This window comes from Paenibacillus sp. FSL R7-0189 (genome assembly GCF_037969925.1).
GTDB classification, from domain to species: Bacteria; Bacillota; Bacilli; order Paenibacillales; family Paenibacillaceae; genus Paenibacillus_AQ; species Paenibacillus_AQ odorifer.
The window spans coordinates 1,955,897-1,981,893 of the sequence record NZ_CP150223.1 but is presented as its reverse complement, the minus strand read 5'-3'; the positions used below and the strand labels follow the sequence as shown (position 1 = coordinate 1,981,893).

22 protein-coding genes are annotated in these 25,997 nt (G+C 43.3%); 16 read left to right on the top strand and 6 right to left on the bottom strand.

The genetic code is table 11. The annotated features are described in order from the left end of the window. Positions 1–71 precede the first annotated feature (71 nt). From MKY63_RS08495 to MKY63_RS08465, 7 genes are all read left to right on the top strand, one after another. A complete protein-coding gene (locus MKY63_RS08495) occupies positions 72–2,534 on the top strand; it encodes a heavy metal translocating P-type ATPase (RefSeq protein WP_036682766.1) in 2,463 nt (820 codons plus the stop codon). Positions 2,535–2,598: 64 nt separating this feature from the next. Then, positions 2,599–3,318, top strand: coding sequence for an oxygen-insensitive NADPH nitroreductase (nfsA, locus tag MKY63_RS08490; RefSeq protein WP_036682790.1), 720 nt, complete (start codon positions 2,599–2,601; stop codon positions 3,316–3,318). 195 nt (positions 3,319–3,513) lie between these two features. Beyond that, entirely contained in the window at positions 3,514–4,422 is a 909-nt protein-coding gene (locus tag MKY63_RS08485) for an ABC transporter ATP-binding protein (protein WP_036682763.1), read from the top strand. A 2-nt stretch (positions 4,423–4,424) separates the two neighbouring features. Next, entirely contained in the window at positions 4,425–5,159 is a 735-nt protein-coding gene (locus MKY63_RS08480) for an ABC transporter permease (RefSeq protein WP_036682760.1), read from the top strand. A gap of 4 nt (positions 5,160–5,163) precedes the next feature. Further along, on the top strand, positions 5,164–6,318 hold the full coding sequence (locus tag MKY63_RS08475; protein WP_036682757.1) for a sensor histidine kinase: 1,155 nt from the start codon (positions 5,164–5,166) through the stop codon (positions 6,316–6,318). Continuing rightward, the gene (locus MKY63_RS08470) at positions 6,315–6,917 is read left to right on the top strand and encodes a response regulator transcription factor (RefSeq protein WP_036682756.1); all 603 of its coding nucleotides are present in this window, start codon (positions 6,315–6,317) and stop codon (positions 6,915–6,917) included. Before MKY63_RS08475 ends, MKY63_RS08470 begins: the two co-directional genes overlap by 4 nt. 18 nt (positions 6,918–6,935) lie before the next feature. Continuing rightward, complete coding sequence (locus tag MKY63_RS08465; protein WP_143758693.1) at positions 6,936–7,112, top strand: histidine phosphatase family protein; 177 nt, start codon at positions 6,936–6,938, stop codon at positions 7,110–7,112. 532 nt (positions 7,113–7,644) lie between these two features. Here MKY63_RS08465 and infC read toward each other — a convergent pair. Both infC and MKY63_RS08455 read right to left on the bottom strand, forming a co-directional pair. Further along, positions 7,645–8,163, bottom strand: a complete 519-nt coding sequence (infC, locus tag MKY63_RS08460; protein WP_038568388.1) for a translation initiation factor IF-3 — start codon at positions 8,161–8,163, stop codon at positions 7,645–7,647. A gap of 61 nt (positions 8,164–8,224) precedes the next feature. Next, entirely contained in the window at positions 8,225–9,130 is a 906-nt protein-coding gene (locus tag MKY63_RS08455; RefSeq protein ID WP_036682751.1) for a LysR family transcriptional regulator, read from the bottom strand. A 110-nt stretch (positions 9,131–9,240) separates the two neighbouring features. Here MKY63_RS08455 and MKY63_RS08450 point away from each other — a divergent pair, with 110 nt between their 5' ends. The 5 genes from MKY63_RS08450 (at position 9,241) to MKY63_RS08430 (ending at position 15,374) form a co-directional block, all read left to right on the top strand. Continuing rightward, a complete protein-coding gene (locus MKY63_RS08450; RefSeq protein ID WP_036682749.1) occupies positions 9,241–9,645 on the top strand; it encodes a tautomerase family protein in 405 nt (134 codons plus the stop codon). A gap of 1 nt (position 9,646) precedes the next feature. Then, complete coding sequence (locus MKY63_RS08445; RefSeq protein ID WP_036682746.1) at positions 9,647–9,976, top strand: carboxymuconolactone decarboxylase family protein; 330 nt, start codon at positions 9,647–9,649, stop codon at positions 9,974–9,976. 85 nt (positions 9,977–10,061) lie between these two features. Continuing rightward, positions 10,062–11,636, top strand: a complete 1,575-nt coding sequence (locus MKY63_RS08440; RefSeq protein ID WP_076147992.1) for a sigma-70 family RNA polymerase sigma factor — start codon at positions 10,062–10,064, stop codon at positions 11,634–11,636. Between the two features lie 267 nt (positions 11,637–11,903). Further along, a complete protein-coding gene (locus MKY63_RS08435) occupies positions 11,904–14,294 on the top strand; it encodes an ABC transporter permease (protein ID WP_076147994.1) in 2,391 nt (796 codons plus the stop codon). 102 nt (positions 14,295–14,396) lie between these two features. Next, the gene (locus tag MKY63_RS08430; RefSeq protein WP_076316598.1) at positions 14,397–15,374 is read left to right on the top strand and encodes a phosphotransferase; all 978 of its coding nucleotides are present in this window, start codon (positions 14,397–14,399) and stop codon (positions 15,372–15,374) included. 47 nt (positions 15,375–15,421) lie between these two features. On the opposite strand, the gene MKY63_RS08425 is transcribed toward MKY63_RS08430, so the two are convergent. Next, the gene (locus MKY63_RS08425; RefSeq protein ID WP_076316599.1) at positions 15,422–16,315 is read right to left on the bottom strand and encodes a helix-turn-helix transcriptional regulator; all 894 of its coding nucleotides are present in this window, start codon (positions 16,313–16,315) and stop codon (positions 15,422–15,424) included. Between the two features lie 145 nt (positions 16,316–16,460). Here MKY63_RS08425 and MKY63_RS08420 point away from each other — a divergent pair, with 145 nt between their 5' ends. The 3 genes from MKY63_RS08420 to MKY63_RS08410 all read left to right on the top strand — a co-directional run bounded on the left by MKY63_RS08420 (position 16,461) and on the right by MKY63_RS08410 (position 21,254). Continuing rightward, complete coding sequence (locus MKY63_RS08420; protein ID WP_339812443.1) at positions 16,461–18,713, top strand: beta-L-arabinofuranosidase domain-containing protein; 2,253 nt, start codon at positions 16,461–16,463, stop codon at positions 18,711–18,713. 306 nt (positions 18,714–19,019) lie between these two features. Then, positions 19,020–20,735 carry an ABC transporter ATP-binding protein gene (locus MKY63_RS08415; protein ID WP_076316601.1) on the top strand — a complete coding sequence of 572 codons (1,716 nt, stop codon included), beginning with the start codon at positions 19,020–19,022 and terminating at the stop codon, positions 20,733–20,735. A gap of 36 nt (positions 20,736–20,771) precedes the next feature. Then, complete coding sequence (locus MKY63_RS08410) at positions 20,772–21,254, top strand: NUDIX hydrolase (protein ID WP_036682730.1); 483 nt, start codon at positions 20,772–20,774, stop codon at positions 21,252–21,254. 65 nt (positions 21,255–21,319) lie between these two features. On the opposite strand, the gene MKY63_RS08405 is transcribed toward MKY63_RS08410, so the two are convergent. After that, positions 21,320–22,216, bottom strand: coding sequence for a LysR family transcriptional regulator (locus MKY63_RS08405; protein WP_036682727.1), 897 nt, complete (start codon positions 22,214–22,216; stop codon positions 21,320–21,322). A 228-nt stretch (positions 22,217–22,444) separates the two neighbouring features. Here MKY63_RS08405 and MKY63_RS08400 point away from each other — a divergent pair, with 228 nt between their 5' ends. Further along, the gene (locus tag MKY63_RS08400; protein ID WP_036682724.1) at positions 22,445–23,116 is read left to right on the top strand and encodes an O-methyltransferase; all 672 of its coding nucleotides are present in this window, start codon (positions 22,445–22,447) and stop codon (positions 23,114–23,116) included. 164 nt (positions 23,117–23,280) lie between these two features. Here MKY63_RS08400 and MKY63_RS08395 read toward each other — a convergent pair whose 3' ends face one another. Both MKY63_RS08395 and MKY63_RS08390 read right to left on the bottom strand, forming a co-directional pair. After that, positions 23,281–25,227, bottom strand: coding sequence for an ABC transporter permease (locus tag MKY63_RS08395; protein WP_036682721.1), 1,947 nt, complete (start codon positions 25,225–25,227; stop codon positions 23,281–23,283). Next, positions 25,217–25,978 carry an ABC transporter ATP-binding protein gene (locus MKY63_RS08390; protein WP_038568421.1) on the bottom strand — a complete coding sequence of 254 codons (762 nt, stop codon included), beginning with the start codon at positions 25,976–25,978 and terminating at the stop codon, positions 25,217–25,219. Before MKY63_RS08390 ends, MKY63_RS08395 begins: the two co-directional genes overlap by 11 nt. Positions 25,979–25,997: the final 19 nt, after the last annotated feature.

Genomic DNA, 25,997 nt, shown 5'->3' with positions numbered 1-25,997 from the left:
ACCCGAAGCTCCAATGCCTTTTCTTTTAGAAATTATCATACCCTATAGGGGTATGTGGAGGCGTGGAAATCATGGATAAAACCAAAACAACAGCTTCACCAAACGAACAGCAGGCAACTGTACAGATTACAGGGATGACTTGTTCCGCTTGTGCAACCCGGATTGAGAAAGGTTTGTCCCGAATGGACGGCGTATCTCGTGCGAATGTGAATCTAGCCTTGGAACAGGCTACTGTTGGATTTGATCCGACAGTATCAGGGTTGCCACAAATTGAAGATAAAATCCGTTCTCTTGGTTATGACACTATTAAAGAATCTGCGGATTTTGATATATCGGGGATGACCTGTGCTGCTTGTTCCTCACGGATTGAAAAAGTGTTGAGCCGTACACCGGGCATAGCAGCAGTTAATGTGAATTTGGCGCTGGAAACAGCACATGTAGAATATACACCCGGTAATATCAGTCCAAGGGAGATCATGGAGAAGGTAAGCAGTATCGGCTATAAAGCTTCTCTTAAAGAAGACCGCAAGGATCATGTGGATCGTCGTGGAAAAGAAATTCAGCATAAAAAGTGGAAATGGATCATTTCTGCAATTCTTTCGTTCCCATTGTTATGGGCGATGGCGGGTCATTTCTCCTTCACCGGCTGGATTCCAACACCGGATATATTTATGAATCCTTGGTTCCAGCTTGTTCTGGCTACCCCTGTGCAATTTATCATCGGTTGGCAGTTCTACGTCGGTGCTTATAAAGCCCTTCGTAACCGGAGTGCCAATATGGATGTGTTGGTCGTATTAGGGACGTCGGCAGCTTATTTCTACAGTCTTTATCTGACCATTGATTCCTTAAGCATGAAGGGAATGAATCATACTGTAGAAATGTATTATGAGACGAGTGCTGTACTCATTACCCTTATCCTCGTCGGTAAATGGTTTGAGGCGCTGGCGAAAGGCCGTTCCTCTGACGCAATCAAAAGCTTAATGGGGCTTCAGGCAAAAACCGCCCTCGTAATTCGGGATGGGCAAGAAATGAATATCCCGACAGATGAAGTCATTCCTGGCGATATTGTATTGGTGAAGCCCGGTACTAAGGTGCCTGTGGATGGAGAAGTTGTCGAGGGATCTTCTTCTGTGGATGAGTCGATGTTGACCGGAGAAAGTATTCCTGTGGAGAAAAAACCAGGGGATACCGTGATCGGTGCCACTATGAATAAGAATGGTATCTTGAGAATCAAAGCAAATAAAGTGGGTCGCGACACTGCGCTGGCTCAAATTATCCGAGTAGTGGAGGAAGCTCAAGGCTCCAAAGCTCCGATTCAACGGATTGCCGATGTAATCTCAGGGATTTTTGTGCCGATTGTTGTGGGTATTGCTGTGATAACGTTTCTGATCTGGTATTTCTGGGCAGCCCCTGGCCAGTTCGCTGATGCCCTCGAAAAAGCTATTGCAGTGCTCGTAATTGCTTGTCCATGTGCGCTAGGTCTGGCAACGCCAACCTCCATTATGGCAGGATCGGGCCGGGCAGCAGAGCTTGGAATCCTCTTCAAGGGTGGGGAGCATTTAGAGGGAGCGCAAGGGATCCAGACCGTTGTGCTAGATAAAACAGGTACAGTGACGAATGGTAAACCCGTGCTTACTGATGTTGTGACAACAACTGGAATTGCAGCTTATGGAAAAGAAAACGCGGAAAACCGTTTGTTAGCTTTAACTGCAGCCGCCGAAAAGCTATCAGAGCATCCACTTGCGGAGGCTATTGTTGCTGGCGCCGCTGATAGAGGTTTGGCTTTGCCTACTGCTGAGCAGTTTGATAATGTGCCCGGACGTGGAATTATGGCGGTTATCTCTGATCAGCAGGTTATGGTAGGCACACGGCGGATGATGGAAGATCATCAGCTCGATATCACAGAATGGACTCCAATTATGAAGAAGCTGGAGGAGTCGGGAAAGACAGCTATGCTAGTAGCGGTAGAGGGAGAAATCGCTGGAATTGTGGCCGTTGCTGATACGATTAAACCGACCTCAAAAGCGGCTGTAGCCGCGCTTCATGATATGGGTATTGAAGTCGTTATGATCACTGGTGACAATAAAATTACAGCTGAGGCTATTGCGAAGCAGGCAGGGATCGAAAAAGTGTTAGCAGAGGTTCTGCCAGAGGGCAAAGCTGAAGAGGTTCGCAAGCTCCAGCAAAATGGGACTAAGGTTGCCATGGTTGGGGATGGGATCAACGATGCTCCGGCACTGGCTACTGCCGATACGGGTATGGCGATTGGGACAGGAACGGATGTAGCTATGGAAGCAGCAGATATTACGCTGATGCGCGGGGATTTGAAGAGTATTCCTGATGCGATTATGATGAGCCGCAAAACGATGAGAAATATTAAACAAAATTTGTTCTGGGCGCTTGCTTACAATACAATAGGAATACCGATTGCTGCACTTGGGTTTCTAGCCCCATGGCTGGCAGGAGCTGCGATGGCATTTAGCTCCGTGTCTGTTGTTTTGAATGCACTTCGGCTACAGCGGGTAAAGCTGTAATATCACCATCACTATTTAGGGAGTGGCCACAGTGCAAGTAAATAACGATACAATTTCTCTGTTAATGAAACATGCATCTGTCCGCAAGTTTCAGGATAAGCCAGTAAGTGAAGATCAGCTTAGCGCTATTATTGGAGCAGCTCAGATGGCTTCAACCTCAAGCAATGTTCAGGCCTATAGTGTTATTGCAGTTACTGACCCGGCACTAAAGACGGAGCTTGCGGGATTAGCGGGCAATCAGGCTTATATAGAACAATGCCCAGTGTTTTTGGTCTGGTGCGCTGATCTGTATCGGCTGCGCGAGGTGACGAAACCTCATTTGCAGGGAGAGACTTCTTATGAAGATTCTGCTGAGAACCTGATTGTAGCTACCGTTGATGTTGCGCTTGCTGCACAGAATGCTGCAGTGGCTGCGGAATCACTAGGACTTGGAATTGTATATATCGGTGGAATCCGTAACCGGATCGCTGAGGTATCGGAATTGCTGGGACTGCCTGAATTGGTCTACCCGATATTTGGGATGTGTGTGGGTTATCCTGACGGAGCTTCGGGCCTGCGTCCGCGGCTTCCACTAGAGGCTGTTCTGCATCGTAATCGCTACAATGCGGAAACCACTGTGGAGCAGGTCAAAACTTACGATAAAGTCTCTTCAGACTATATGCGTGAGCGGACCCACGGTGCCAAAGACACCCCTTGGTCGGCCATTATGGCGGAGCGATTGGCACAGCCAGCACGGCTGCATATGAAGGAGTTCCTGCTGGAAAAAGGATTCCTTCGAAGATAACTAAACTTTCTTCACCTAAAGAGGCTGCCTTATTAGTAGTTCATTCTACTGATAGGGCAGCCTCTCTTTTTTATTCGGAGCCAGGAAGGTGACAGTTGTCATCTTAAAGAAATGACAGTCCATACTAATGTCATGTCTTCTTTTTCCATATGATTGAAATAGATCAAACGCATTCGGAAGCGGAGGGATTACGTTATGGATAATATTATAGAAATGCACGGAGTCAGCAAAATATATAAGGATAAAAAGGCTGTAGATAATATCAGCTTTAACATTGCTAAAGGTTCGATTACAGCTATTCTGGGACCGAACGGAGCGGGTAAAACAACGGCATTAGGCATGCTGCTGGGGCTAATAGAGCCTACCGAGGGTACAGTGGAGTTATTCGGGCATCATCCGAAGGATAAAGTGGTACGAGAAAAGACAGGAGCAATGCTGCAGGAGGTAAGTGTAATGGATCGGCTAAAGGTGCGGGAGATCATTGACCTGATCCGCAGTTATTATCCAAAGCCTATGGATATGGAGTTTCTAATTAAGGCTACTGGACTTGCGCCAGCCGATTTGAATAGATACGCCGAGAAGCTCTCGGGCGGTCAAAAGCGTAGTTTGGGTTTTGCGCTAGCCCTCGCGGGTAATCCGGAGCTGATCTTTTTCGATGAACCTACAGTCGGACTTGATATTACTTCCCGGCGGCGGTTCTGGGAAACGGTTCGTGGACTTGCGGAGCAAGGAAAAACGATTGTGTTCACGACCCATTATTTGCAGGAAGCAGAAGATATCGCGGATCGTATTCTGTTATTCAGTAAAGGCCACTTAGTTGCGGACGGAAGTCCAGATGAGATTAAATCGCGGATTGTGAAGCGTTCCGTGTCCTTCCTGCCTGTGGGTGATCGCTCGCAATTGCGCAGCAACCTGCTAGACCTAGCTGCTATAGAGGATTGTTATGAAAAAGATGGCCGCATTCATGTGACCACAGAGGATACAGATGAGGCGCTTAAAGCGATTTTTGTGGCTGGACTTCCCGTGAAGGATGTTCGAATTGATCAGGGACGTTTGGATGAGGCTTTTGAACAATTGACCATGAACCAAGAGGAGGCTGTCTAACCATGAGACTAATTACTGTACAGTGTAAAGCAGAAATGCTGCGGATCATCCGTAATCCCTATTATGTGTTCTGGTCTTTGCTCATGCCCATCATGTTCTATTTCATCTTCACCCGGGTGGTCAATACAGGTAGCGATGACCTAACGTGGCGTGCTCATTATTTAATGTCTATGGCGACCTTCAGTGTAATGGGCTCAGCCATTATGACGCTTGGCATCCGGTTGGTGCAAGAGCGAACACAGGGCTGGACCACCTTTATTCGGATTACACCGCTGCCGGGTTCGATCTATTTTTTCGGAAAAATGTTCGGACAGACGATGATGCATCTGTTTTCGGTCATTTGTATTTTTATCGCAGGCTATTTAATCAATGGCGTCTCTTTATCCGCGGGTCAATGGGTGCTTAGCGGGCTGTGGATCCTGATCGGTTCTCTACCATTTTTAGCGATTGGTACGCTTGTAGGTGCTATGAAACGGGTGGATACAGCCAGTGGAGTCAGCAACGTGATTTATATGGCTCTTGCTGTAGCAGGGGGCATGTGGATGCCGATTGAGATTCTGCCACGATTAATGCAGCGGATTGGTCATTGGTTGCCTTCCTATAACTATGGGAATGGAGCCTGGGAGATCGTTCGTGGATCAGCTCCGACGTGGAGTAATGTCTTGATTTTGCTCGGATATTTGGTAGTTTTTATGTTACTATCGGTCTATATTCGAAAAAAACAGGAAGCGGTGTGAATGAATGGCTGAGCGTGCGAAGTTCCGGTTATTTCCACAAAAACAGGGGTTTTTCCCTTTTGTATGGGCTGTTTATCTGGTTTTGCCCATCCTGAATTTGCGCGGGGAGACTGGAATGAAGCTCATTCTGGGCGGGATTATGATAGCGGTATTTGCCCTCAGCTATCGCCAGCTGTATTGGGTGCGGGGTGGAGTGTTTAATGTTTGGTTAATTATTCAAATGTTGATCATCGTGGTGCTTAGTGTGTTCTATACCCCCTATAATCTGTACATGGGCTTTTTCACCGCAAATTTTATCGCATATTATACGGAGAATAAAGGTTTCAAAATTGCATTTACTTCTTTTGTGATCATGATCCTTTCGGTGCTGGTCTTAGTGGGTCGTGGGATGGAGTGGGGAAGTGTGATATTTTTAGCTCCGTTTATTGTTATTATGTTGATTAGTCCGTTCGGAGTGAGGTCCATGAATCGGAATCAGAAGCTGGAGAAAGAGCTGGATCAAGCGAATGAGGTAATTAAAGAGCTGGTGAAGCGTGAGGAACGAATGCGAATCGCCCGTGACCTGCATGATACCCTTGGCCATACCTTGTCCTTGATTACGTTAAAGAGCCAACTCGTAGAGAAGCTGGTGACGAAAAATACGGAGCGAGCCCAAGAGGAAGCGCGGGAAATCCAGCGCACTTCACGGGCTGCGCTCCGTCAAGTGCGTGAGCTAGTGTCGGAAATGCGTGCGGTCTCAGTAGCAGAGGAACTGGCTGAAGCTGGAGAGATGCTGCGGACGGCAGAGATCGCCTTAGAAGTGGAAGGGGATATCTCTCTGGAGGGGGTATCCGACCTGACGCAAAATATCCTCAGCCTCTGTATCAAAGAAGCGGTGACTAATATCGTGAAGCATAGCAGAGCGGATAAATGCTTCATAGGAGTGGCAAAGCTGGCTGGAGAAGTGCGAATTACCGTTAAAGATAACGGTATTGGCCTACAGCACGGGGAGAAAGGGAACGGCGGGCTTAACGATGGAAATGGCATGAAGGGGATGGCGGAGCGCCTATCCCTGATTGATGGCTCCCTGTCGCTAAGCTCAGCTGAGGGTCAGGGAGCTAAGCTGATCGTTGCCATCCCGCTAATCGTAAAAGATGCACAAGGGGGTGAGACTGCATGATAAGCATTGTTATAGCGGAGGATCAACGTCTGCTTCGGGGAGCGATGGCTTCTTTGCTGGATCTTGAAGACGATATCGAAGTAGTCGGAGAAGCTTGTGATGGGGCGGAGGCGTTAGCTTTAATCGACAAGCTTCAGCCGGATGTCTGTCTCATGGACATTGAAATGCCGTTCAAGAGCGGGCTGGAGGTTGCAGAAATATTGCGGAGTAAGGGGTGTCCGACCCGTATTATTATTTTGACTACCTTTGCCCGTCCGGGATATTTTGAGCGTGGAGTAAAGGCTGGTATTCAAGGGTATTTGTTGAAGGACGAGCCTGTAGATAAGCTAGCTGAATCTATTCGTCGTGTCATGGCTGGACATCGGGAGGTATCTCCGGAGTTAGTCTTTGGCAGTTTGCGGGAGGAGAATCCATTAACAGCACGGGAGCGAGAGATTTTAAAACTGGCTGGAGAAGGGCAAACCGCGAGCGAGATAGCCTTTTCGCTGCATCTGTCTTACGGCACTGTCCGCAATTACATCTCTGAAATACTCAACAAGCTGGAAGTGAAAAGCCGGATTGAGGCGGTACGGCTGGCGGAAGAAAAAGGCTGGATTTGAGGGGAGAAGGGTATTGTTATGCAAATATTTCTGATTCGTCATGGTGATCCGGACTATTCCATAGATAATCTAACGGAATTCGGGCATCAGGAAGCAGCAGCGGCATTGGGAAAACGCATGGCATCTATCGGTCTGGTTGAATTATATGCTTCACCATTGGGGTATGAACTATCGCCCAAGGGGATTAATGGGTAATCATGTTTAAGGTGACTGATTAAGAGCGAGCTAGGATATTGTCTATGAAGTGAAAGGCCATCCCGCAGAGGATGGCCTTTTTTTAAAATACAACAAGAACGTATAAGTTCGGCACGATACATTACCTTCTATTTCTCGCATAAGCGCTTACCGTTCTTTAGGGACATCGAAGGCATTTTTGCTTGCATATAAGAATCGTGCCCCTTGCCCAGTTCCTGATTTCCACTTGCTATTGTACTAACGGACTTAGATGCAGCTATTTGTACATTTTAAGCCTTTTGGAGGAAGTTGGGGACTCGAGAGATCTTATTTTCCATAAATGGAGGGAATATCGTGCTATTTTAGTGATATAAAGTCTCTGAAGTCCGTTAGCATCCCAGAACAGCGAAATAGTTACGAATAAGGGCTGTGGTGTCCGAACGCAATTCTGAATTCTGCTCGCAATAAAGCTACATTGGCAGATAGCAGCAGCTTTTCATGAAATGGTCGACTCATTTTAGTTTTGAGCCTACTCTATCTGAAATTCCACTCTTCACCGTGGATTTAATTTCACCTGTGAACCTTTGCCGCCTGTCTGTATGCCCGTTTCCTTCGTTCCAACGTCCTTCAAGTCAGTCACTAGTCGCTCCAATACGGCCTTGGAGGCAGCCGCTTCTTTGGCGCCGGATGCCTTCACGACTAATTGCACCGGCTTGCCGGAGCGGAGATGCTTATCAGCCTGACGGAGCTTAGTATCGTAGTCGTGCTCTTCAATATGAGCAGTGAAGCGGAGTTCTTTGACCTTCTCCTTGCTGCCGCCCTTTGCAGCTGAACCCCCACTGGCCTTGCGTGCTGAGGCTGCCTCCTTCTGCGCGGCCGCTTTTGCTTTGCCTTTTGCAGTTAGGCTGCAGGGCGGTGGGCTGCTCATTAGCGAGGTGCATACCAGATCAGCACCTGCTGATCTGGCCATGGCCAGCGCCTCTTCCCGGGAGACGATACCCAGCTTCTCACCCCTAAGTCCTGTAAGGACTACTTCGGATGCTCTGATTTGTTCATTGATTAATACTGCCACTTCTATGAATCCTCCCCTGATAACGATGATAAAGCTATCATATATGGAACTAGCTTGAGGTTCAAATGTGGAGCGTAGGATTAGCGTTACTAATCCTCTCAATTTCTTCTTTTATGATTTTTAGGATTAGTTTTTTAGATGATGTTGCTAGATATTCTCGGTTGCGCCGCTGCAATATACCTACTTGTATGAACGGTTCGCTTAGTGCAACATCTATTTTTACGATATCTGTCATTAAAGCTGTCGAATCAAGCACTACCCCTACCCCAGGGTTCTTTCTTACAAAATGAGGAATAGCAGAAATTTGGCTTATGGTGGATAAAGTGGGCTTTGATTCGAATCTCGAAAATTGCTTAGCTAACCGAAGGTAATATAAGCAAGTGCGCCCTCCAGCTATAATTGGATATTCAAGAATTTCTCGAAATGAAATATCGTCTCGTCCGCTTAAAGGATGATTTTCATCTACTATAAAAGCGATTTTCTCGTGATAGAGCGGTTCGAAATAAATGAAAGACAGGTCGGACGGCTCACCGCAGATGGCGAAATCCAGCTCACTTTGGAGGACAAGCTGTGAGAGGGAATCAGTGTTACCCTGAATGAAGTTACATGCCATCTTTGGTTTTTGCTCCTGAAACTTTCGCAAGGCGTTCGGTAGGACGGATTCCATCATGGATTCAATGCCTCCGATATGAAGTGTGCCAATTTCGTCATGCTGTAAAGCTTTGGTGAGTTCTGATACATAGTTCCAGTGTTGAATAAGGTTATCGATTTCCGCTGCAAAAACTTGCCCAGCACTTGTCAGTTCTACTTCCCAGCCTCTGTGAAAGAGTTGTATGCCCAGTTCTTTTTCAAGTCGTTGAATTTGGTTGGTAATGGTAGACTGCGCATAATTCAACTTCTCGGCAGCGCGTGAGAAAGTGCCTTCTTGAAGAATGGTCTTAAAAGCCATCAGTTCTTTTAGATCCATCGATTGTCACCTCTATCGGTATAATTGATTAAGATTATTATCTTATTCAATTATATAAATCAAAATACTGAGAGTACAATAAAAGAATTCCAAAGAAGGAGTGAATTAAAATGCCTTTCATTAGAGTCAGTTATCTGGAGCAACAATACGACATTCATCAGCTAGAAGGAATATGCAGAGCGATTATGAGCGCGTTAATTCAGCATTTCCATGTACCGGAGGATGATATGTTTCAGGTTTTTCATGCGCATAAAGCGGGGGAATATTTTTATAGTAAAGATTATTTAAATATTGAACGAAGCGACGGACTGATATATCTCCAAGTTACGCTAAAATCCGGAAGATCAACGGAACAGAAGAAAAGCTTTTACGCGAGGCTAGCCGAGGAATTATCGATGACGCTAAACATCAGAAAAGAAGATATATTCATTGTGCTCGTCGATACGGAATTCGAAGATTGGTCGTTTGGTAACGGTGTTGCTCAAATGCTACAACCTCCGGTTAGGGAGGCGTAATATGGCGCATCAGAAAATCGCCACAAATGTACGGGAATCGTTAGGCGAGTTCGCTCCGGCATTCGTCGAATACTCGGAAAATGTGTTATTTGGGGACTTATGGAGACGTGAGCAATTATCACTTCGGGATCGTAGCATGATTACGATTTCTGCCTTGGTGATGGGGGGCATGACGGAACAACTACCCTATCATCTGCGCTTGGCTTTAGAGAACGGCTTACAACTTGAAGAAATCGTGGAGGCCATCACCCACCTTTCTTTTTATGTAGGTTGGCCGCGAGCCTCTTCTGCTCTAGAGGTTGCAAAGGATGTAATAGGAAAAAATAAATAACGTCTGACTTTTTAATCCCATCCGTAACCTTTAGGAACTTCATTGGCACTTGTATATAATACGGAAGAAGGGGGTGGGGGAGAAAATGCTTCAGTATATCGAGGAGGCTAAACAAGGAGACCGACAAGCCTTTGAACAGATTGTTAGGCACTTTACACCGATGGCAATTGCAGTTGCGTCCGAAAAGCTGCGTGACTATCAGTTAGCGGAAGATGCTGTGCAGGAAGCTTTCACAGAAGCCTTTTTGCATTTGAATAAATTACGAGCAGTAGAGGCATTCCCGGGCTGGTTTAAAGCTATTGTGGTACGGCAATGTTATCGTATCTTGCGAAGAAAGCAGCATCCTGCATTACCCTACGATGAAGCTGCGCAAGCGACAGAATCTTCATTTTCTATAGCAGATATTATTGAGAAAAAGGAAACCCAGCGGCTGGTTCACGAGTCTATAGCTGCATTAACGTCCAATATGCGGATTGCCGTTCAATTATATTATTTTCAAGGCTACTCACTACAAGAGATTGCTGACTTTCTGGGGACTTCGGTTTCGGTATTGAAGAAGCGACTTTTTGATGCCCGCCGCAAACTGAAAGGTGCATTGCCTGTGGCAGATGTTCTTTCCGTATTCAACCATTTGTACGAAGGGGGAAAAGATGTGCTTCACATTGTAAATGGAGATGTAGTGGGAGAGAAGCTGCGGCAAGGAATCGTGAAAGGTGATGTACTGGTGTGGAGAGAGGTATATTCGCATGGGCCGGTATTTTTGGATCCTGCCGATGGAGATAACCGTGCAGTTCGAGCGCAATATTTGGAACAAACGATGGGAATTCCGCAGAGGGAATTTATTGAAAATAGTGAGAGGCAAGAGAAGATTTTAGCTGATTTTCATAAATATGAAGAAGTGGTGTTATGGTTCGAGCATGATTTATTCGATCAGACGATGCTCAGTTATTTACTCCATTGGTTCTCGAAGCAGAAAATGTTAACCACCAAGCTAAGCTTACTATGCATTGGAGAGTATCCGGGAATAAAGTTATTTCGAGGACTTGGACAACTTTCTATAGAGCAGATGGAAACATTATCAGGCACATGGAAGCTAATCGGAGCCAAAGAATTAGAAGCAGGTCAAGCACTCTGGGAAGCCTATGTATCACCGAATCCAGAATTGCTGTCACAACGATTAACTACCGATACATCGGCTTTGCCCTTTGCACATGACGCTTTTCAGGCGCATTTATCGCGCTTTCCCTCTACTACAAACGGACTTGGTATCGTAGAACAACTCACGCTGGAGATGATCTATGAGGGAATAAAATCACCATATGAGCTGTTCAAAAATGTGGGTGATAAGCTTCATATCTTGGGAATGGGCGACTTGCAATATTGGCATATCCTAAGAAAGCTGGTACAAGGCACGTACCCTTTGCTACAAACCCATGGATGCAATGAGTTCCCTGTTTATAACGATTCAGTAATGCAATTTAAAGACTGTGAGCTTGTATTAACAGAGCTAGGTAAGAGTGTAATAACTGGAAACGAAGACTGGGTGCAGAAGAATGACAGCGATGAGTGGTTTGGAGGTGTACATCTGCAAGGATTGACTCCGCGCTGGCGGTGGAATCCGTTGGTCGGTGTGCTTCAGGAGAGAAGTACCGAGGCGTAATTTTATTAATCTAAATGCTTGCTACACAAGGCATACTGAGCATAAAAAGACTTCCACTAACTTGGAGATACTCAAACGCTCCAGAGGGGGAAGTCTTTTTTTGTTGTATCCATATATTATATGAATAGTAAATATAGTATATATCATCTATTTAAAGGGTGATTGATCTTTGTTGGAGAATATTATCTATAGAATAAATAGTGAAAGTATTCACTTGTTGATGTAAAGGGAGGAATATTCGTTATACGATAGGAGGATGATGTATCAATGTCCATACAGAATAAAACCGCAATGATAAGAATTGCAAAAGCGAATTTAAAAGCGGAAAAAACCAAAAATTATTTTGTAGGCAGTGTAATAGCTTTAGCTGCATTTTTATTAACTGTTGTGATGACCTTTGGTTATAATTCTTTTACTAACCTACAAAATGAGTCGAATTTCCAAGCTTTATTCTATAACCTCAATAACAATGAAATCTCACGATTGAAAGAAATAGAGGAAATTAATAAAATCGGACTCTATAAGGAAATAGGCAGAGAGAAAAAAGAAGAACGTTTATTGTCCATTCTCTACACGGATCCAGCCATGATGGATTTATCAAATGCCAATATCGTTCTGGGGAAATTTCCTACAAAAGAAAATGAAATTGCAATAGAAAAAGACTTTCAGTTATCCGATGATCGAAGCCTGGGGCTTGGCGATTCTATTTCTTTGCAATTTAGAAACAATGCCAGCAAAGAATTTCAAACCAGCCAATTTGTGATTACTGGAATTCTGCAAACAACCGCATCAGGTAACGAGAATCGAATCGGTTACAATGCTCTGGTATCAAGCGCGTTCGTTGAGGCGGATCCGTTTCTTTCCAAAGAAGATTACTCCGCGGCAATTAGCATCAACAATAGCAGCAGTTATTCCAACGAGGAACTGAAGTCAAAAATCAAAGAAATAGGGCAGCGAATGGGTATCCCTGAGAGAAATATTCAGATCAATAATGTGAATGTGGATAGTAATAATCTGTCAGGAAGCACTGTGATAACCATCCTGTCTATCATGCTGATTATCGTACTGGCTTGTTGGCTTGTCATCTACAATATCTTTTATATTTCAATTACTAAGCGAATTAAACAATACGGACAACTTAGAGCAATCGGTGCAACAAAAAAGCAGATAAAACAGCTTGTTCTATATGAAGGGAAAAATCTTTCAAGAAAATATATCCCTATTGGAGTTATCTTTGGATGTTTAATGAGCTGGATTTTAAGTGGCTTTCACTGGAATGCAGCTCCAAGTTTTTCACTTGCTTTTTTAGCAGGTTTGCTCACCAAAGTAACAGTTAGAGCTTCATTAAACGCACCATCTAAATTCGCATCAAGAATCTCCCCTATAACAGCGATTAGACATGTAGATGCCGATGTTAATACAAAAAAGGAGAAAAGAAACTCTAAAAGACTAACACCATTTTCTTTAGCTGCATTGAACTTATCAAGAAGCAGGAAAAAGACGGTGTTAACTTTGCTGTCTCTTTTTTTAAGCGGAACGCTATTTGTTTCCTTGGGGACATTGTTAAACTCGGTCGACCCAATCTCAAAAGCAGAGAAATATTTTCCAAATCATGGTCAGTTTGATATTCAAATTAATAATGATTTGTATTCTGAAACAACCTCATTAAGTGATCTTCAGACGGAAGGGCAACTATCTACTTCTTTAAAAAATAAAATCCTAGCTATAAATGAAGTTGAGGACGTAATCGAACATCAGTATATTGAAGCTGCTATCGAAGGAATAAAAACGGATGACGGGGCCGCGATAGTCAGTATTGAGAATATCCCTACGTTATACAACGAAAGATGGAGTAGTCATTTGGCTGAGGGGAAGATCCCGGATGTTGATTCATCGGATGCATCCTACATTCTCTTGAACAGCGCCAGTAGTGACTTAGATTATTACGGGGCTCATTACGCTGTCGGTGATCATATTTCATTCATAATTGCTAATGATCAGGAGAAGGCCAAACATGATTTTGAGATCATTGGAGATATTCCGGATAAGAATTCAGGAACTTCATTTTATCTTCCACCCAAAGTAATGCAAACTACAGCCCCTTTTAATAGCAATAAGAGCTACGAAGTTATTACTATGGATAAAGCGAATGAAGAGTTAATAAAGAGTGAGTTAGAGGGTATGATTCTCAATGAGGATACACTCAAATTATTGTCTTTTTCCGAAGTTGTGGAATCCAATAGAATTGCTTTTAGAACTATCACTATTTCAGTGTATAGTTTTATGGTTTTTATAGCAGTATTCAGTATGATCAATCTCTTGAACACCATAATCACCACTATTTCTGCAAGAAAAGGGGAGCTAGGCCTTATGCAAGCCATAGGAATGGGCCGAAAACAATTAATGGCTATGTTAACCTATGAAACAGGATTTTTAGTTGTCGGAAGCTTTACGATGGCTCTTGTTACGGGCAATCTAATGGGATACATGATAAGTAAGAGTGCGGGGAATATGGGGGGGCTTTCCTACATTCAATACCAATTCCCTTGGAGTGCTATTTTCCTGTATTTCTTGGTTATTTTACTTGTCCAGACTGGTATGGTTCAGTTTGTTAGACGAACAATATCGAAGCAGAGCATTATAGAGCAATTAAATTAACGATGCGGAAAGTTTAGCTATATTTAATAAATCCCTCGCCTTTATACGGGCCAAACGTGAAAATAAATAGTGAGTAGCAATTAACGTTGAAGGGTGATTTATATGCTGAAACTACCGGTGTATCATTCCGTTATTTCTTCCAATGCCTTAGTACCCGTAATTAATGATCTTTATGAAATCGGGGATGTTTTGGAGTGTAGTTTTTATGAGAACGGACTTAATGATACCTATTTACTAAAGACCTCTATTGATAAATACATTCTTAGGATCTATAAAGCTCATTGGCGAAATAAACATGAGATTGATTTTGAAGTGGAGTTATTGAATCACTTAAATAAGAACAATATCCCTGTATCGGCTCCGGTAATCAGCAGGGATGGTGGTTACCTAATTGAGCTGGAGGCTCCTGAAGGAACACGTTACGCAGTTCTGTTTACTTTTGCAAAAGGCAATTATTCCGATGAAAAAGCTAGCTGTGAATTATACGGTGAACAAGTGGCTAAGATGCATCTGGCTATGAATGATTTCGAATGTGGGCAGCAAAGATTTACGCTTAATCTGGATCATCTGCTTAAAGAACCGCTTCAATCGATTCGCAAGCCTTTATCCCACAGGCAAGAGGATATCGATTATCTAGAATCTTTGTCGGAAGTATTGGCAAATAGCATAGCAGAAATCTCATCAGAGCTGGATTGGGGGGCATGTCATGGTGATCTTCATGGAGCGAACGTACATTTCTACGAGGATACCCTGACTCATTTCGACTTTGATTGCGGAGGTTTTGGCTGGAGGGCCTATGATATTTCCGTGTTTTTGTGGTCAAGGGTTAGAGGGAAAGAACGAGAGCATTTTGACAATGAACAATGGACTGTTTTCCTGGAGTCATACCAAAAGCATAAAGTATTATCTGAGAACGATCTAAAGGCAATCCCTATATTTGTTGCTATCCGGGAGATATGGTTGATGGGTCTGCACACAGGGAACGCACAGGTTTGGAGTTGTGGGTGGCAAAACGATCATTACTTCAATACTAATCTGCAATTCCTACGTAATTGGTGTGAAGTTCATTCTATCCAATAGACAATACCCAAACAAGAAGCCACTCCATATTTAGGGGTGGCTTTACTTCAGTCATTATTCATAAACGTCTTATGATAAGCGTTACGATATTGGGTGGGCGTCATGTTTTCGTATTTTCGGAAGAGGCGCATGAAATATTTATCGTCGGTGAACCCCGTCTCTGTCGCGATTTCCCTCACGCTTAATGCGGTTCTGGTTAGTAGCTCCTTCGCTTTAGTCACACGTACTGAATGGATATATTCCAATGGCCCCATGGAGGTATGCTGTTTAAATAGCCGAGCTAAATAGTCCTTGTTGTAATTGAATTTATCCGCGATGATGGCCACGGTAAGGGGTTCGCTTGCATGAATCCTTGTCCACTCAGTTATTTTGACGAAGGTGACATCTTGCTGTGCGCGGATCAGCTTACTGGCGAACGGCTGAAGTGCATGCTCAGATAGCTCAATTAAAAGCGAGGTCAGCAAATAATTAACGCTGGAATAGGTTAAATACCCCGAATTGGCCACATGAAGGATTTGATTCGCCAGAATATGAATCCGGTCACTATGTTCGATTTTTATGATTTGGGGCAGATATAGATCATGTACGGACCATAAGCGCTGTGTGCGCGAAAAGATTTTTTCTGCCTCAGGCTTCATTTCCTCCTCACTCAGCAATAGCCCCTCGTTTGTCAGTTCGAAATGAAACCAATAAAACTTAACCCCGGGTCGTGACTCTCTATAGCCGACATGTGTGCGATTAGGCATGAGCAGAAGAGCTTCGTCAGGGCCTACTTCAAATTGTTTGTTTTCCTCACTCAAATATACTGTTTCGTTCACGCCAATGATTAGTTCGTAGTTCCCCATAACACGCTCCACATGCTTCCATGGTGTTTCTGAGATAAATTCACCTGCCGCTGTAAAATGAACAGGTACATCTGCATTTATTTTTAAATAGGTCATGCGGTCCTCCTAGCAATCAATAAGTCGGGTTTGTCCACTATTTGTACGACTGATCTACCGACAAATCAACGTTCCGGTGTTATCTTATGGATACAAATATACACTTGTCATCTAACCCTGACAAGATTGCGAGGGAGCGATTTCATTGAAGACGCAAGCTTTTGATCTACAGAACGTACGAATTGATTCAGGTCCACTTCTCCATGCGATGGAGTTAAATACTGATTATTTACTCAAGCTTGAGGCAGATCGGCTTCTGTCGCGTTTTCGCGAATATGCTGGCTTAGAGCCTAAGGCTGCTCACTACGAGGGCTGGGAATCTCAGGGCATTAGCGGCCATACGTTAGGCCATTATATTTCTGGATGTGCGTTAATGTATGCCTCTACGGGAAATGAAGAGCTGCTACAACGCGTGAATTATGTAGTAGATGAATTAGAGCAATGTCAGGATGCGCATGGCAATGGCTTTATTTCCGGCATTCCTCGTGGCAAGGAGTTATTTGAGGAAGTGAAGGCAGGCGACATTCGCTCACAGGGCTTTGACCTCAACGGAGGTTGGGTGCCACTTTACACGATGCATAAGCTGTTTGCAGGTCTTCGCGATGCTTATCGACTGGCCGGCAATCAGAAGGCGCTCGTTATTGAAACGAAGCTGGGCCTGTGGCTTGAGGATATTTTTGCAGGGCTGAGTAAAGATCAGATCCAAGAGGTGCTGCGTTGTGAGTTTGGCGGCATGAATGAAGCGCTGACGGATTTGGCAGAGGATTCCGGGGAAGAGCGTTTCCTCGCGTTAGCGGAAAGCTTTTATCATGGGGAAGTCTTTAATGATCTTGCTATAGAAAAAGATACCCTAGCTGGAAGACATGCTAATACACAGATTCCAAAAATCATCGGAGCTGCTAGACAATATGAGGTAACAGGGCAGGAGCATTATGCAGGTATTTCCCGCTTCTTCTGGGATCGGGTCGTGAATCATCATTCTTATGTGATCGGCGGCAACAGCTATAATGAGCATTTTGGTGAACCGGATAAGTTAAATGACCGATTGGGTGAAGGCTCCTGTGAGACATGCAACACGTACAACATGCTGAAGCTGACCAAGCATATGTTCCAATGGGATGCGTATGCAGCGTATGCGGATTACTACGAACGTGCGATGTATAACCACATCTTAGCCTCTCAGGAGCCGGTAGATGGCCGGGTATGTTACTTCGTATCTCTCGAGATGGGTGGACATAAATCGTTTAATTCGCAGTTCGAAAGCTTTACGTGTTGTGTAGGCTCGGGAATGGAAAGCCATTCTATGTATGGCTCGGCGATATACTTCCATAGTGCAGATGAGCTTTATGTCAATCAGTACGTACCTTCTACAGTGGCTTGGAAAGAGCAAGGCATTAGCTTGCAGCAAGAGACCAAGTTCCCGGCAGAGGGACAAGGTGTACTGCGGATCAGTGCAGCACAGCCAACGAAATTCACATTAAAGCTAAGACATCCTTACTGGGCTGAGCAAGGGATGAGTGTTAGCGTAAATGGTGAAGATGTTCAAGTAAATGTAGGCAAATCTAACTACTTTACTTTGGATAGAGAGTGGCAGGATGGAGACGTTGTCGAATACGATATTCCGATGTCGGTGAGAATCGAGACGATGCCGGATAATCCGAACCGAATTGCATTCCTTTACGGTCCACTTGTGCTCGCAGGTGATTTTGGGCCTATAAATGCAGAGGCCAATAGCGATCGCGCCCTTGCCTCCGTATTAATCGGAGATCGGGACACACTGACGGACAACCTCATCCAATCTAATGTGAGCAAAAATGTGTTCCGGATGAAAGGTTTAGGTTATACAGGGGATCATGAGCTTCGTCCGTTCTACCCTATGCATGATCATCGTTATTCCGTGTATTGGGATTTGTTCACACCGGAAGAGTGGAAACTGGCAGAGGCTGAATATCGCGAAGCCGTGGAGAATAACTTGCTGCTTGAGCTGTTAACTGTCGATTCCGTACAACCTGCTGAAATGCAGCCTGAACGCGATCATAATTTCACAGGTGAATTTGTAGGCTTAGGCAAAATCCACAATCGCAAGTATCGGGACAGCTGGATCAATGGCTGGTTCTCCTTCACGATGGAAGTTTTGCCGGATGAGCAAGTGGATCTGGTGGTCACGTATCTGAAGTCGAACGATACTTCGCTGGCATTCGATATTTTGGCGGATGGGGAGCAACTTGGTGTAGGCACTCTTGAGTCTGAGGAGATGAATAAGCTGGAGACGATTCGTTATGAACTCCCGCAACCGATCACGAGCGGCAAATCAGCGGTTACGATCAAGTTTGCTTCTCATGAAGGACATAAGGTTGGCCAAGTGGCCGGACTACGTATCGTTAAACGTAATTCTTGAATAAAAAGGCTTACAGAATTATAATAGGAACAATTCTTTTAATTGAGGTGAAATGGATGTCTTTCCGTACCGTTACAAGGAACTAGTTATCGGGCTGGGTGAAACGCGTACCAGCTATCAAGGGGGGAGTCTACCCTTTTGATTACAACTAACTAGAGCTTTGTACGGTGCCATAGGCAGCTATTTTTGTAGAGCCAGGCACTTAACCTATTTAACTTAGAGAACCGTTTATTTGTGGATGGTTTTTTACAGTGGGATAGGGGCGCCTGGCTTTTTTGCATTCAATTAAAAGAGGGGATAAACGATATGTTAAAAAAGAGTCTAGCTCACCTAAAATGGTGGGTAGGTGGTTATATTTTATTGGGTTTTGCCATTCAGCTGTTAAGTAGTTTAGGTGTTGTTGTCTTTCAAAAAATATTAGATAAGGCCACGGTAATCAACAGTTTTGATGAAATAGCAACATTAATTATGGTGTATGGGGCTCTGCTGGCTGGGGTGGCGATCCTGAATTATATAGACGAATACCCGAGTGTGTTTTTATCGAACAGCATCACGGAGAGGTTAAAGATCATTGCACTGTCCAAAATATCAAAAATGGATTATCAAGCGTATCAGGATATGGGGACAGGGCAAATGATTAAGGTGATCGAGAACGGGGCAGCGGCTGGAAACAGTATTATTTTTTCTTTTTTTCTCAAAACACTACATGAGCTATTACCTACTCTTCTATTCAGTCTAGTCTTTATCAGCTTCTACGATCTAAGGATCATGTTAGTGATTGCAGCTGGCTACGTGGTCGTCTTTCTGATAACAAATCTGCTGTTGAAATTTCTGTATGCCATGAAGGCAACCATTCTCCAAGAGCAAGAAAAGATGTCCAGATTCTCTATCCGCGGGTTTATGGAATTGGTCGTCTTTAGAACCAACAAGAGATATGAGAAAGAGATCGAGAAATTAAGCCAGACCGCACGCACTATCATTCATAAAAATGCTCAGCTAAAAATGATCCATGAAGCTTTTTTTGCTATATTCGAGTTATTTGTCACGATCATTAAAGTTGTTGTCCTGATTTATGGTGTGAAAAGCATTGTCGCAGGCGAGACCTCACTTGGTATTGTGGTCGCATTGTTTATGTTCATCGATAAAATTTATACCCCAATTGCCATCTTCAATGTTTTATTTGTAGATTACAGACTGAATAAAGTGACTTACAGAAGATTCGAGGAATTTATTGCTGCCCCAGAAGATAAGAACTTGGAATCCGGAGAAGCCATCACTGAGCTCCAAGGTAATATTGACTTTAGGGAGGTGTCCTTTACTTATGGGAATGTGCAGATTCTGAATAACCTGTCATTTTCGCTTGCGCGAGGAACTTCCGTTGCTATTGTCGGATTAAGTGGAGGCGGGAAATCTACGCTGATTAAATTGATTGTGGGGTTATTAAAAAAGGGCGAAGGTGAACTCTTACTGGACGGTAAGGATATCGATGAGATTCGTTTGAATAGCTACTATGATCATATTTCCTATCTATCCCAAGACACGCCGATTTTCGATGCTACGATAAGAGATAATATTGTATTCGATGAGGATACTCTGTCCGATGAAGAGCTATATGAGATTTTGGAAAAAGTTCATTTGCAGGAAAAAGTAAGCCATTTGCCGGATCGCTTAGATACTTTGGTGGGCGAAAAAGGTCTAAAATTATCAGGAGGCGAAAGACAGCGATTAGCCTTTGCCAGAATCATTGCCCAAAAAAGAAATATTCTATTTCTGGATGAGCCTGTGTCAGCGCTTGATAATATCACTGAGCAGAGTCTTATGGAGACGATTTTGAATGAATTTAAGGACAAAACTATCATCATTGTGGCCCACAGGCTTAATTTTATAAAAGACGTTGATAAGATATTGGTAGTGGATCAAGGGTCAATTGTTGGGGAAGGGAAGTTTGATGATTTAATAGAACAGTGCGAAGCTTTTAAAGCGTTATGGAATAGAAAAATATCGTTTACAGATTATCGATAAATTGCTAGACTCTTCTAAAAAAAAGAGGTGCTATCGATGGCTTGGCCAACACATATTGTAGCGGTGGGTGGAATTGCAATAAATGAAGAGGGAGATATTCTTTTAGTAAAAACACATCATGGTGGGTGGGTATTTCCTGGAGGACAAGTGGAAGTTGGAGAAAACCTAATGGATGCACTAATTCGCGAGATTAAAGAGGAAAGTGGAATAGATGTCGTTGTTTCTCAATTGATTGGCGTGTATTCGAATACAGGTATGCATAAATGGTATGACGGTGAGACGGATGTTCCTACCAAGGTCATGTTAGACTTTATCTGCAAGCCCGTGGGAGGAGAATTAAGTACTTCAGAGGAAACATCTGAAGTGATGTGGGTAGCCAAGGAGAAGGTGCTGGATCTGATTTCTGCAGGGGCTATTCGTACCCGCTATCAAGCTTATTTGGATTTCGATGGAAATACTAGGTATATGGATTATGTAACTGGAGGTGCGTTTGAAGTTAAATTGGATCGGATGGTGTAAAAAAGATACTTTGAGGCTTTCCCGAAAGGGAAGGCCTCTTTTGTTGAGAATGAGCGATCATTCCGCTATATCGTATAAGGATTGTGACGAATCATCTCAATTAAATTCACTGCGGCTGCTGATAAGGGCTCATTTTTACGTGTACAGATCGCAATGGTGTTCTTCAGATGGATTCCTTCTACATATACTCGGCACAATTCTCCACGCTCTACATATTTGCGTACGACTAATGAAGAAACGAAGTTTGCACCATATCCGGCGATAACGGCTTTGATGGCTTCATGTAGTCCATTAAATTGCAAAGAGATGATAGGAGCGGGTGTGTTGTATGTGCGGCATAAAGATAATAATCGCTCCCGCGTTGAACTTCCTTCTTCACGCATAACAAAGGGTTCCTTCATCATTTCGGATAGAGAAACTTGCTGATTGGCATAACGATGATCGGGTGCGACTACAAACCATAACTCGTCCTGAAATAACTCTTCTGTCTGGATTGTATCTGGATAAGCCTCGGCGATTCCTCCATAAATAGCTATATCCACGTCTACATTTAACAGCTGCTTGAGGGCATCACTTGAGTTGGTAGTGGTGATCATCATCTCCACTTGTTCATATTGTTGCTTAAACTTTGCAATCCAGGTAGGAATGAGAAAGTGAGCAGGCAAATACGTTGCGGCTAGACGGATACTTCCGTTAGTGCCGTTAACATAATCTTGAGTGAATTGCTCAATTTGTTGTTCTACGGCGAACAGTCGCTTGGCGAGTAGAGTAAGCTCTTCCCCAGCATCCGTTAAAGCGATTCCTCTGCCTTGAGGTTTAAATAGGGTAAAGGACAGTTCTTTTTCGAACTTCTTAATCTGCGCAGTGATGGCAGGCTGACTTATATTTAAAATTTCTGAAGCGCGTGTCACACTGCCTGTCGATGCGATTACATGGAATAAGCGTAAGGCATGTAGGTTCATGGTTAAACTCCCATTCTTCGATTTATATAATAAATATATAAATTAGACTTAAAGATATATTATATTTATGATTATAACTGATTTACAATACAGATATAAAGATGAACTTGGAAAAATGAGATTAGGGAAAGGAGTAATGGAGAGGAGGTTTGGAACTGTAGGAGCGTAGCGATCGCCTTTGTCTCCGGATTTCAACCATGAACAAATACTAAAGGAGAAGTGATAAATATGAATCAAACGACTACTTGGGATAAAGTCGATCAGTATATTACAGAGCGCCTGATTCCACAGGACTCTGTGTTGGAAGAAGTGTTGGTCACCAATCAACAGGCAGGGCTGCCGCCCTTTGATGTTTCGCCCAGTCAGGGGAAATTCCTGAATCTACTGGTGCAAATGAAAGGTGCACGCCGGATTTTGGAGATTGGCACCTTGGGCGGGTACAGTACGATTTGGATGGCAAGAGCCCTGCCGTCTGACGGACAGATAGTTACTTTGGAGCTGGATCCCATTCATGCGCAGGTAGCTAAAGCTAATCTTTCGCTTGCCGAGGCGGATCATCTGGTAGAGCTTCGTGTAGGGGATGCATTAGAGCAACTGTCTCAGATGAAACAAGAGGGCGTTGAACCCTTTGACTTTATTTTTATAGATGCCGATAAACCGAATAATCCTAACTATTTAAAGTGGGCGCTGCAATTCTCCCAGCCCGGAACGGTGATCCTTGGAGATAATGTGATTCGTGAAGGTGAGGTCATTAATGAGAATAGCGAAGACGCTCGTGTAGTAGGCGTACGGGAATTCTATGATCTGTTGGCTGAAGAGTCTAGAATTTCGGCTACTGCCATTCAGACGGTGGGAAGCAAAGGTTATGATGGATTTGTATTGGGGATTGTGAATAGCTGAGGGATTTCACAGGTCCTCTGAGCGTTACGGACCCCAGTGACGCTATTGCTTAGAAAGAGGTTCATATGTGTCCGATAGATGCCGGTGCCTCCTACCTGTAAATGATATCAAATCAAACAAAGGTGTCCCTAAGCCATGATGGCTTTTGGAACACCTTCGTTATTTTAAAGCGCCTCTTTAATTACCTTTTTGTAATAAAAGACGGACAATATTGCAAAGATCGAATACAAAGCAGTGTATAACAGCATCACCAGAATCATCGGTGTCCAAAGCTCTGTGCCGAATAAGAACCAGCCGGATTTAACGGCGAAGTAGCTGTGAAGCAGACCTATGACTAATGGAATACCGAAATTGAACAATTGCTTCATCTGTATACCTCTGAGCAGATCGCCTTGCGTGAACCCAAGCTTTCTCAGAATGGTGTAGTTAGGTTTTTCATTTTCACTTTCATCCATTTGTTTAAAGTATAGAATACATCCGGAGGTAATCAAGAAGGTTAACCCCAGAAAAGCAACGATAAACATAATGAGTCCCATATTTTGTTTTTGACCTTTTATCGACTCTAATTGAGAGTCTTGTTTGTTTTTCTCATCAAATTTCAAGGTCTTAAAAAGTTCATTTGCCTGTTCAACGCTTGCCCGGACTTTCATATCAATCCCGATATTAAGGGAGGATCCTCTTTGAAGGGAAGGATCTAAATCCTTCTTTAAGCGCTTGAAGATCGATTCGTCTACAACCGCAACCGGTAAGCCACCACCTGTGTAATACCCTGAAATGGGACTTTCGATATCTAATCTTTTATAATCCTGCGGAAAAACCTCATGTAACCCTTTTAGTTCAATCGCACCTTTATCTTTCATAGTAACAAAATTATCCAGTGTACTGCTTGATTTCGTAAAATAAGCTTTATCTGGAGTTAGATCAACGTCTTCAAGTGCATTTTCACTTATGACCGCCAGGGTCATAATATTTGAAAACATATTGTCTCCGTCCGGTTTTTTAACAAGAATCTCTTCAACATCTACATCGACCTGAAGGACTTGGGTCCTTCTTTCTGTAAATACTAAATCATTTGCCGTTAGGATCTTTGTAAATTGTTCAGCCTCTTGGGCATTCGTGAATACAAAATCCGTTGGGACATATTGCTTGGAAGTTTTCTCAGCAGAGTAAAAGGAAATGTAGCTAAGGGATAATAAACCCAGGGCTAGTGCCGATACCGTTGTAATGATGGTTAATAATACGGCATTTGATTTCATGCGAAACATAATGGAGGAAAGAGATAGAACCTCTCTAATGTTCAGATAGCCGTTTTTCCGCTTACGAATGATATGAAAAATAAAACTTACCGAGCCTTTATAAAATAGATAGGTCCCAATAATGACGGATCCCAAAATAGTAATCATGGAAATAGCCAATTGATTCATTGAGGTTACGTCTTCGGTAAGTAATTTAGAGGAGAGCACATAGCCCAGTAGGATTAGGCCAATTCCGACAATCCCTATGATCATTTCAAAGAAGGATAACTTTTTCACTGTACCTTCTGTTGTTGAGGTCACCCGGAACAAGGATAAAATACTTTGTCTTTTAATAAATCCATAATTCATCAGCATGATCAAAAGATAAATCACACAGAATACGATTAACGTCTGAATCAAAGCTTCGATAGAGAAATGAAGGGAGGCTATAGCATCGACCCCCATTATCTTAAATAAGATCATGAGGATTAATTTTGAGATAGAAAAGCCAACCAATATCCCCAGGACCAAGGAACCGAAATACAGAATAAAGTTCTCTGCCGAAAGAATGCGGAAGATTTTATTTTTGGTCATTCCAATTAACTGAAATAAGCCAATTTCTTTACCGCGTCGTTTGATGAAGATCGTATTAGCATATAACAGGAAAATAGAGACAATTACGACTAGTAAAATCGAGGCAGCCATGATTGCTGCGCCCCCTTTGATAGAGCTTTCCAGCTCATCCATCGAGGGATCATATTGCAAGGTGACAAAGGCGAAATATAAGGCCACACTAAAAACTAGCGCAAACACGTATAGGTAGTAATTTCGAATGTTTTTTCGCAGATTTCGAATCATTAATACATTAATGCTCATTCTGCACACCGCCTAATACACCCTGTGTTTTTATAATGTCGTTGAAGAAAACTTGTCTTGATTGTTCTCCTTTATTTAGCTGCGTATAGATTTTTCCATCTTTTATAAAAATAACTCTACTGCAATAACTGGCAGCCACTGGATCATGTGTAACCATAACGATGGTTGCTTTTCGTTTTTGATTGAGTTCACTTAGCTTATTTAATAAATCAGAAGCGGATTTAGAATCCAGCGCCCCGGTAGGCTCATCAGCAAAAATAATACTTGGATCATGAATGAAGGCACGAGCTGCTGAGGTACGTTGTTTTTGACCGCCAGAGATTTCATTGGGGTACTTATTTTTTAATTCCAAAATCCCCAATTCCTTTGCGAGACTTTCGAATTTCTGATTGGCGGCTTTCTTGGGTGTATTGGTAATGGATAGTGGCAGCAGGATATTCTCCTTTACCGTCAGTGTGTCCAAGAGATTATATTCTTGAAAAATAAAACCTAAATGATTTTTGCGAAATTCCGCGAGCTGCTTCTCTTTCATATTGGAGATTTCATTGCCCTCAATGGTAATAGATCCGTTGCTGATTTTGTCGATCGACGAGAGTACGTTGAGTAGGGTTGTTTTACCTGAACCGGAAGGCCCCATGATGCCAACGAATTCGCCTTCTTCTATACGAATATCGAGTCCGCTTAACACGGATTGTTTGTTTAATTTATTGCCATAGCTTTTATGAATTTTAGTAGCTTCTAGAATTGCCATAATGATTCACTCCTTCGTT

Bases quoted from the DNA above. Each gene is read 5' to 3' on its own strand.
- MKY63_RS08400 (WP_036682724.1), top strand. From the start codon at position 22,445: ATGAATCAAACGACTACTTGGGATAAAGTCGATCAGTATATTACAGAG.
- MKY63_RS08440 (WP_076147992.1), top strand. From the start codon at position 10,062: ATGCTTCAGTATATCGAGGAGGCTAAACAAGGAGACCGACAAGCCTTT.
- MKY63_RS08485 (WP_036682763.1), top strand. From the start codon at position 3,514: ATGGATAATATTATAGAAATGCACGGAGTCAGCAAAATATATAAGGAT.
- MKY63_RS08470 (WP_036682756.1), top strand. From the start codon at position 6,315: ATGATAAGCATTGTTATAGCGGAGGATCAACGTCTGCTTCGGGGAGCG.
- MKY63_RS08415 (WP_076316601.1), top strand. From the start codon at position 19,020: ATGTTAAAAAAGAGTCTAGCTCACCTAAAATGGTGGGTAGGTGGTTAT.
- MKY63_RS08465 (WP_143758693.1), top strand. From the start codon at position 6,936: ATGCAAATATTTCTGATTCGTCATGGTGATCCGGACTATTCCATAGAT.
- nfsA (WP_036682790.1), top strand. From the start codon at position 2,599: ATGAAACATGCATCTGTCCGCAAGTTTCAGGATAAGCCAGTAAGTGAA.
- MKY63_RS08445 (WP_036682746.1), top strand. From the start codon at position 9,647: ATGGCGCATCAGAAAATCGCCACAAATGTACGGGAATCGTTAGGCGAG.
- MKY63_RS08450 (WP_036682749.1), top strand. From the start codon at position 9,241: ATGCCTTTCATTAGAGTCAGTTATCTGGAGCAACAATACGACATTCAT.
- MKY63_RS08405 (WP_036682727.1), bottom strand. From the start codon at position 22,216: ATGAACCTACATGCCTTACGCTTATTCCATGTAATCGCATCGACAGGC.
- MKY63_RS08410 (WP_036682730.1), top strand. From the start codon at position 20,772: ATGGCTTGGCCAACACATATTGTAGCGGTGGGTGGAATTGCAATAAAT.
- MKY63_RS08495 (WP_036682766.1), top strand. From the start codon at position 72: ATGGATAAAACCAAAACAACAGCTTCACCAAACGAACAGCAGGCAACT.
- MKY63_RS08455 (WP_036682751.1), bottom strand. From the start codon at position 9,130: ATGGATCTAAAAGAACTGATGGCTTTTAAGACCATTCTTCAAGAAGGC.
- MKY63_RS08425 (WP_076316599.1), bottom strand. From the start codon at position 16,315: ATGACCTATTTAAAAATAAATGCAGATGTACCTGTTCATTTTACAGCG.
- MKY63_RS08390 (WP_038568421.1), bottom strand. From the start codon at position 25,978: ATGGCAATTCTAGAAGCTACTAAAATTCATAAAAGCTATGGCAATAAA.
- MKY63_RS08480 (WP_036682760.1), top strand. From the start codon at position 4,425: ATGAGACTAATTACTGTACAGTGTAAAGCAGAAATGCTGCGGATCATC.
- MKY63_RS08435 (WP_076147994.1), top strand. From the start codon at position 11,904: ATGTCCATACAGAATAAAACCGCAATGATAAGAATTGCAAAAGCGAAT.
- MKY63_RS08430 (WP_076316598.1), top strand. From the start codon at position 14,397: ATGCTGAAACTACCGGTGTATCATTCCGTTATTTCTTCCAATGCCTTA.
- MKY63_RS08475 (WP_036682757.1), top strand. From the start codon at position 5,164: ATGGCTGAGCGTGCGAAGTTCCGGTTATTTCCACAAAAACAGGGGTTT.
- MKY63_RS08395 (WP_036682721.1), bottom strand. From the start codon at position 25,227: ATGAGCATTAATGTATTAATGATTCGAAATCTGCGAAAAAACATTCGA.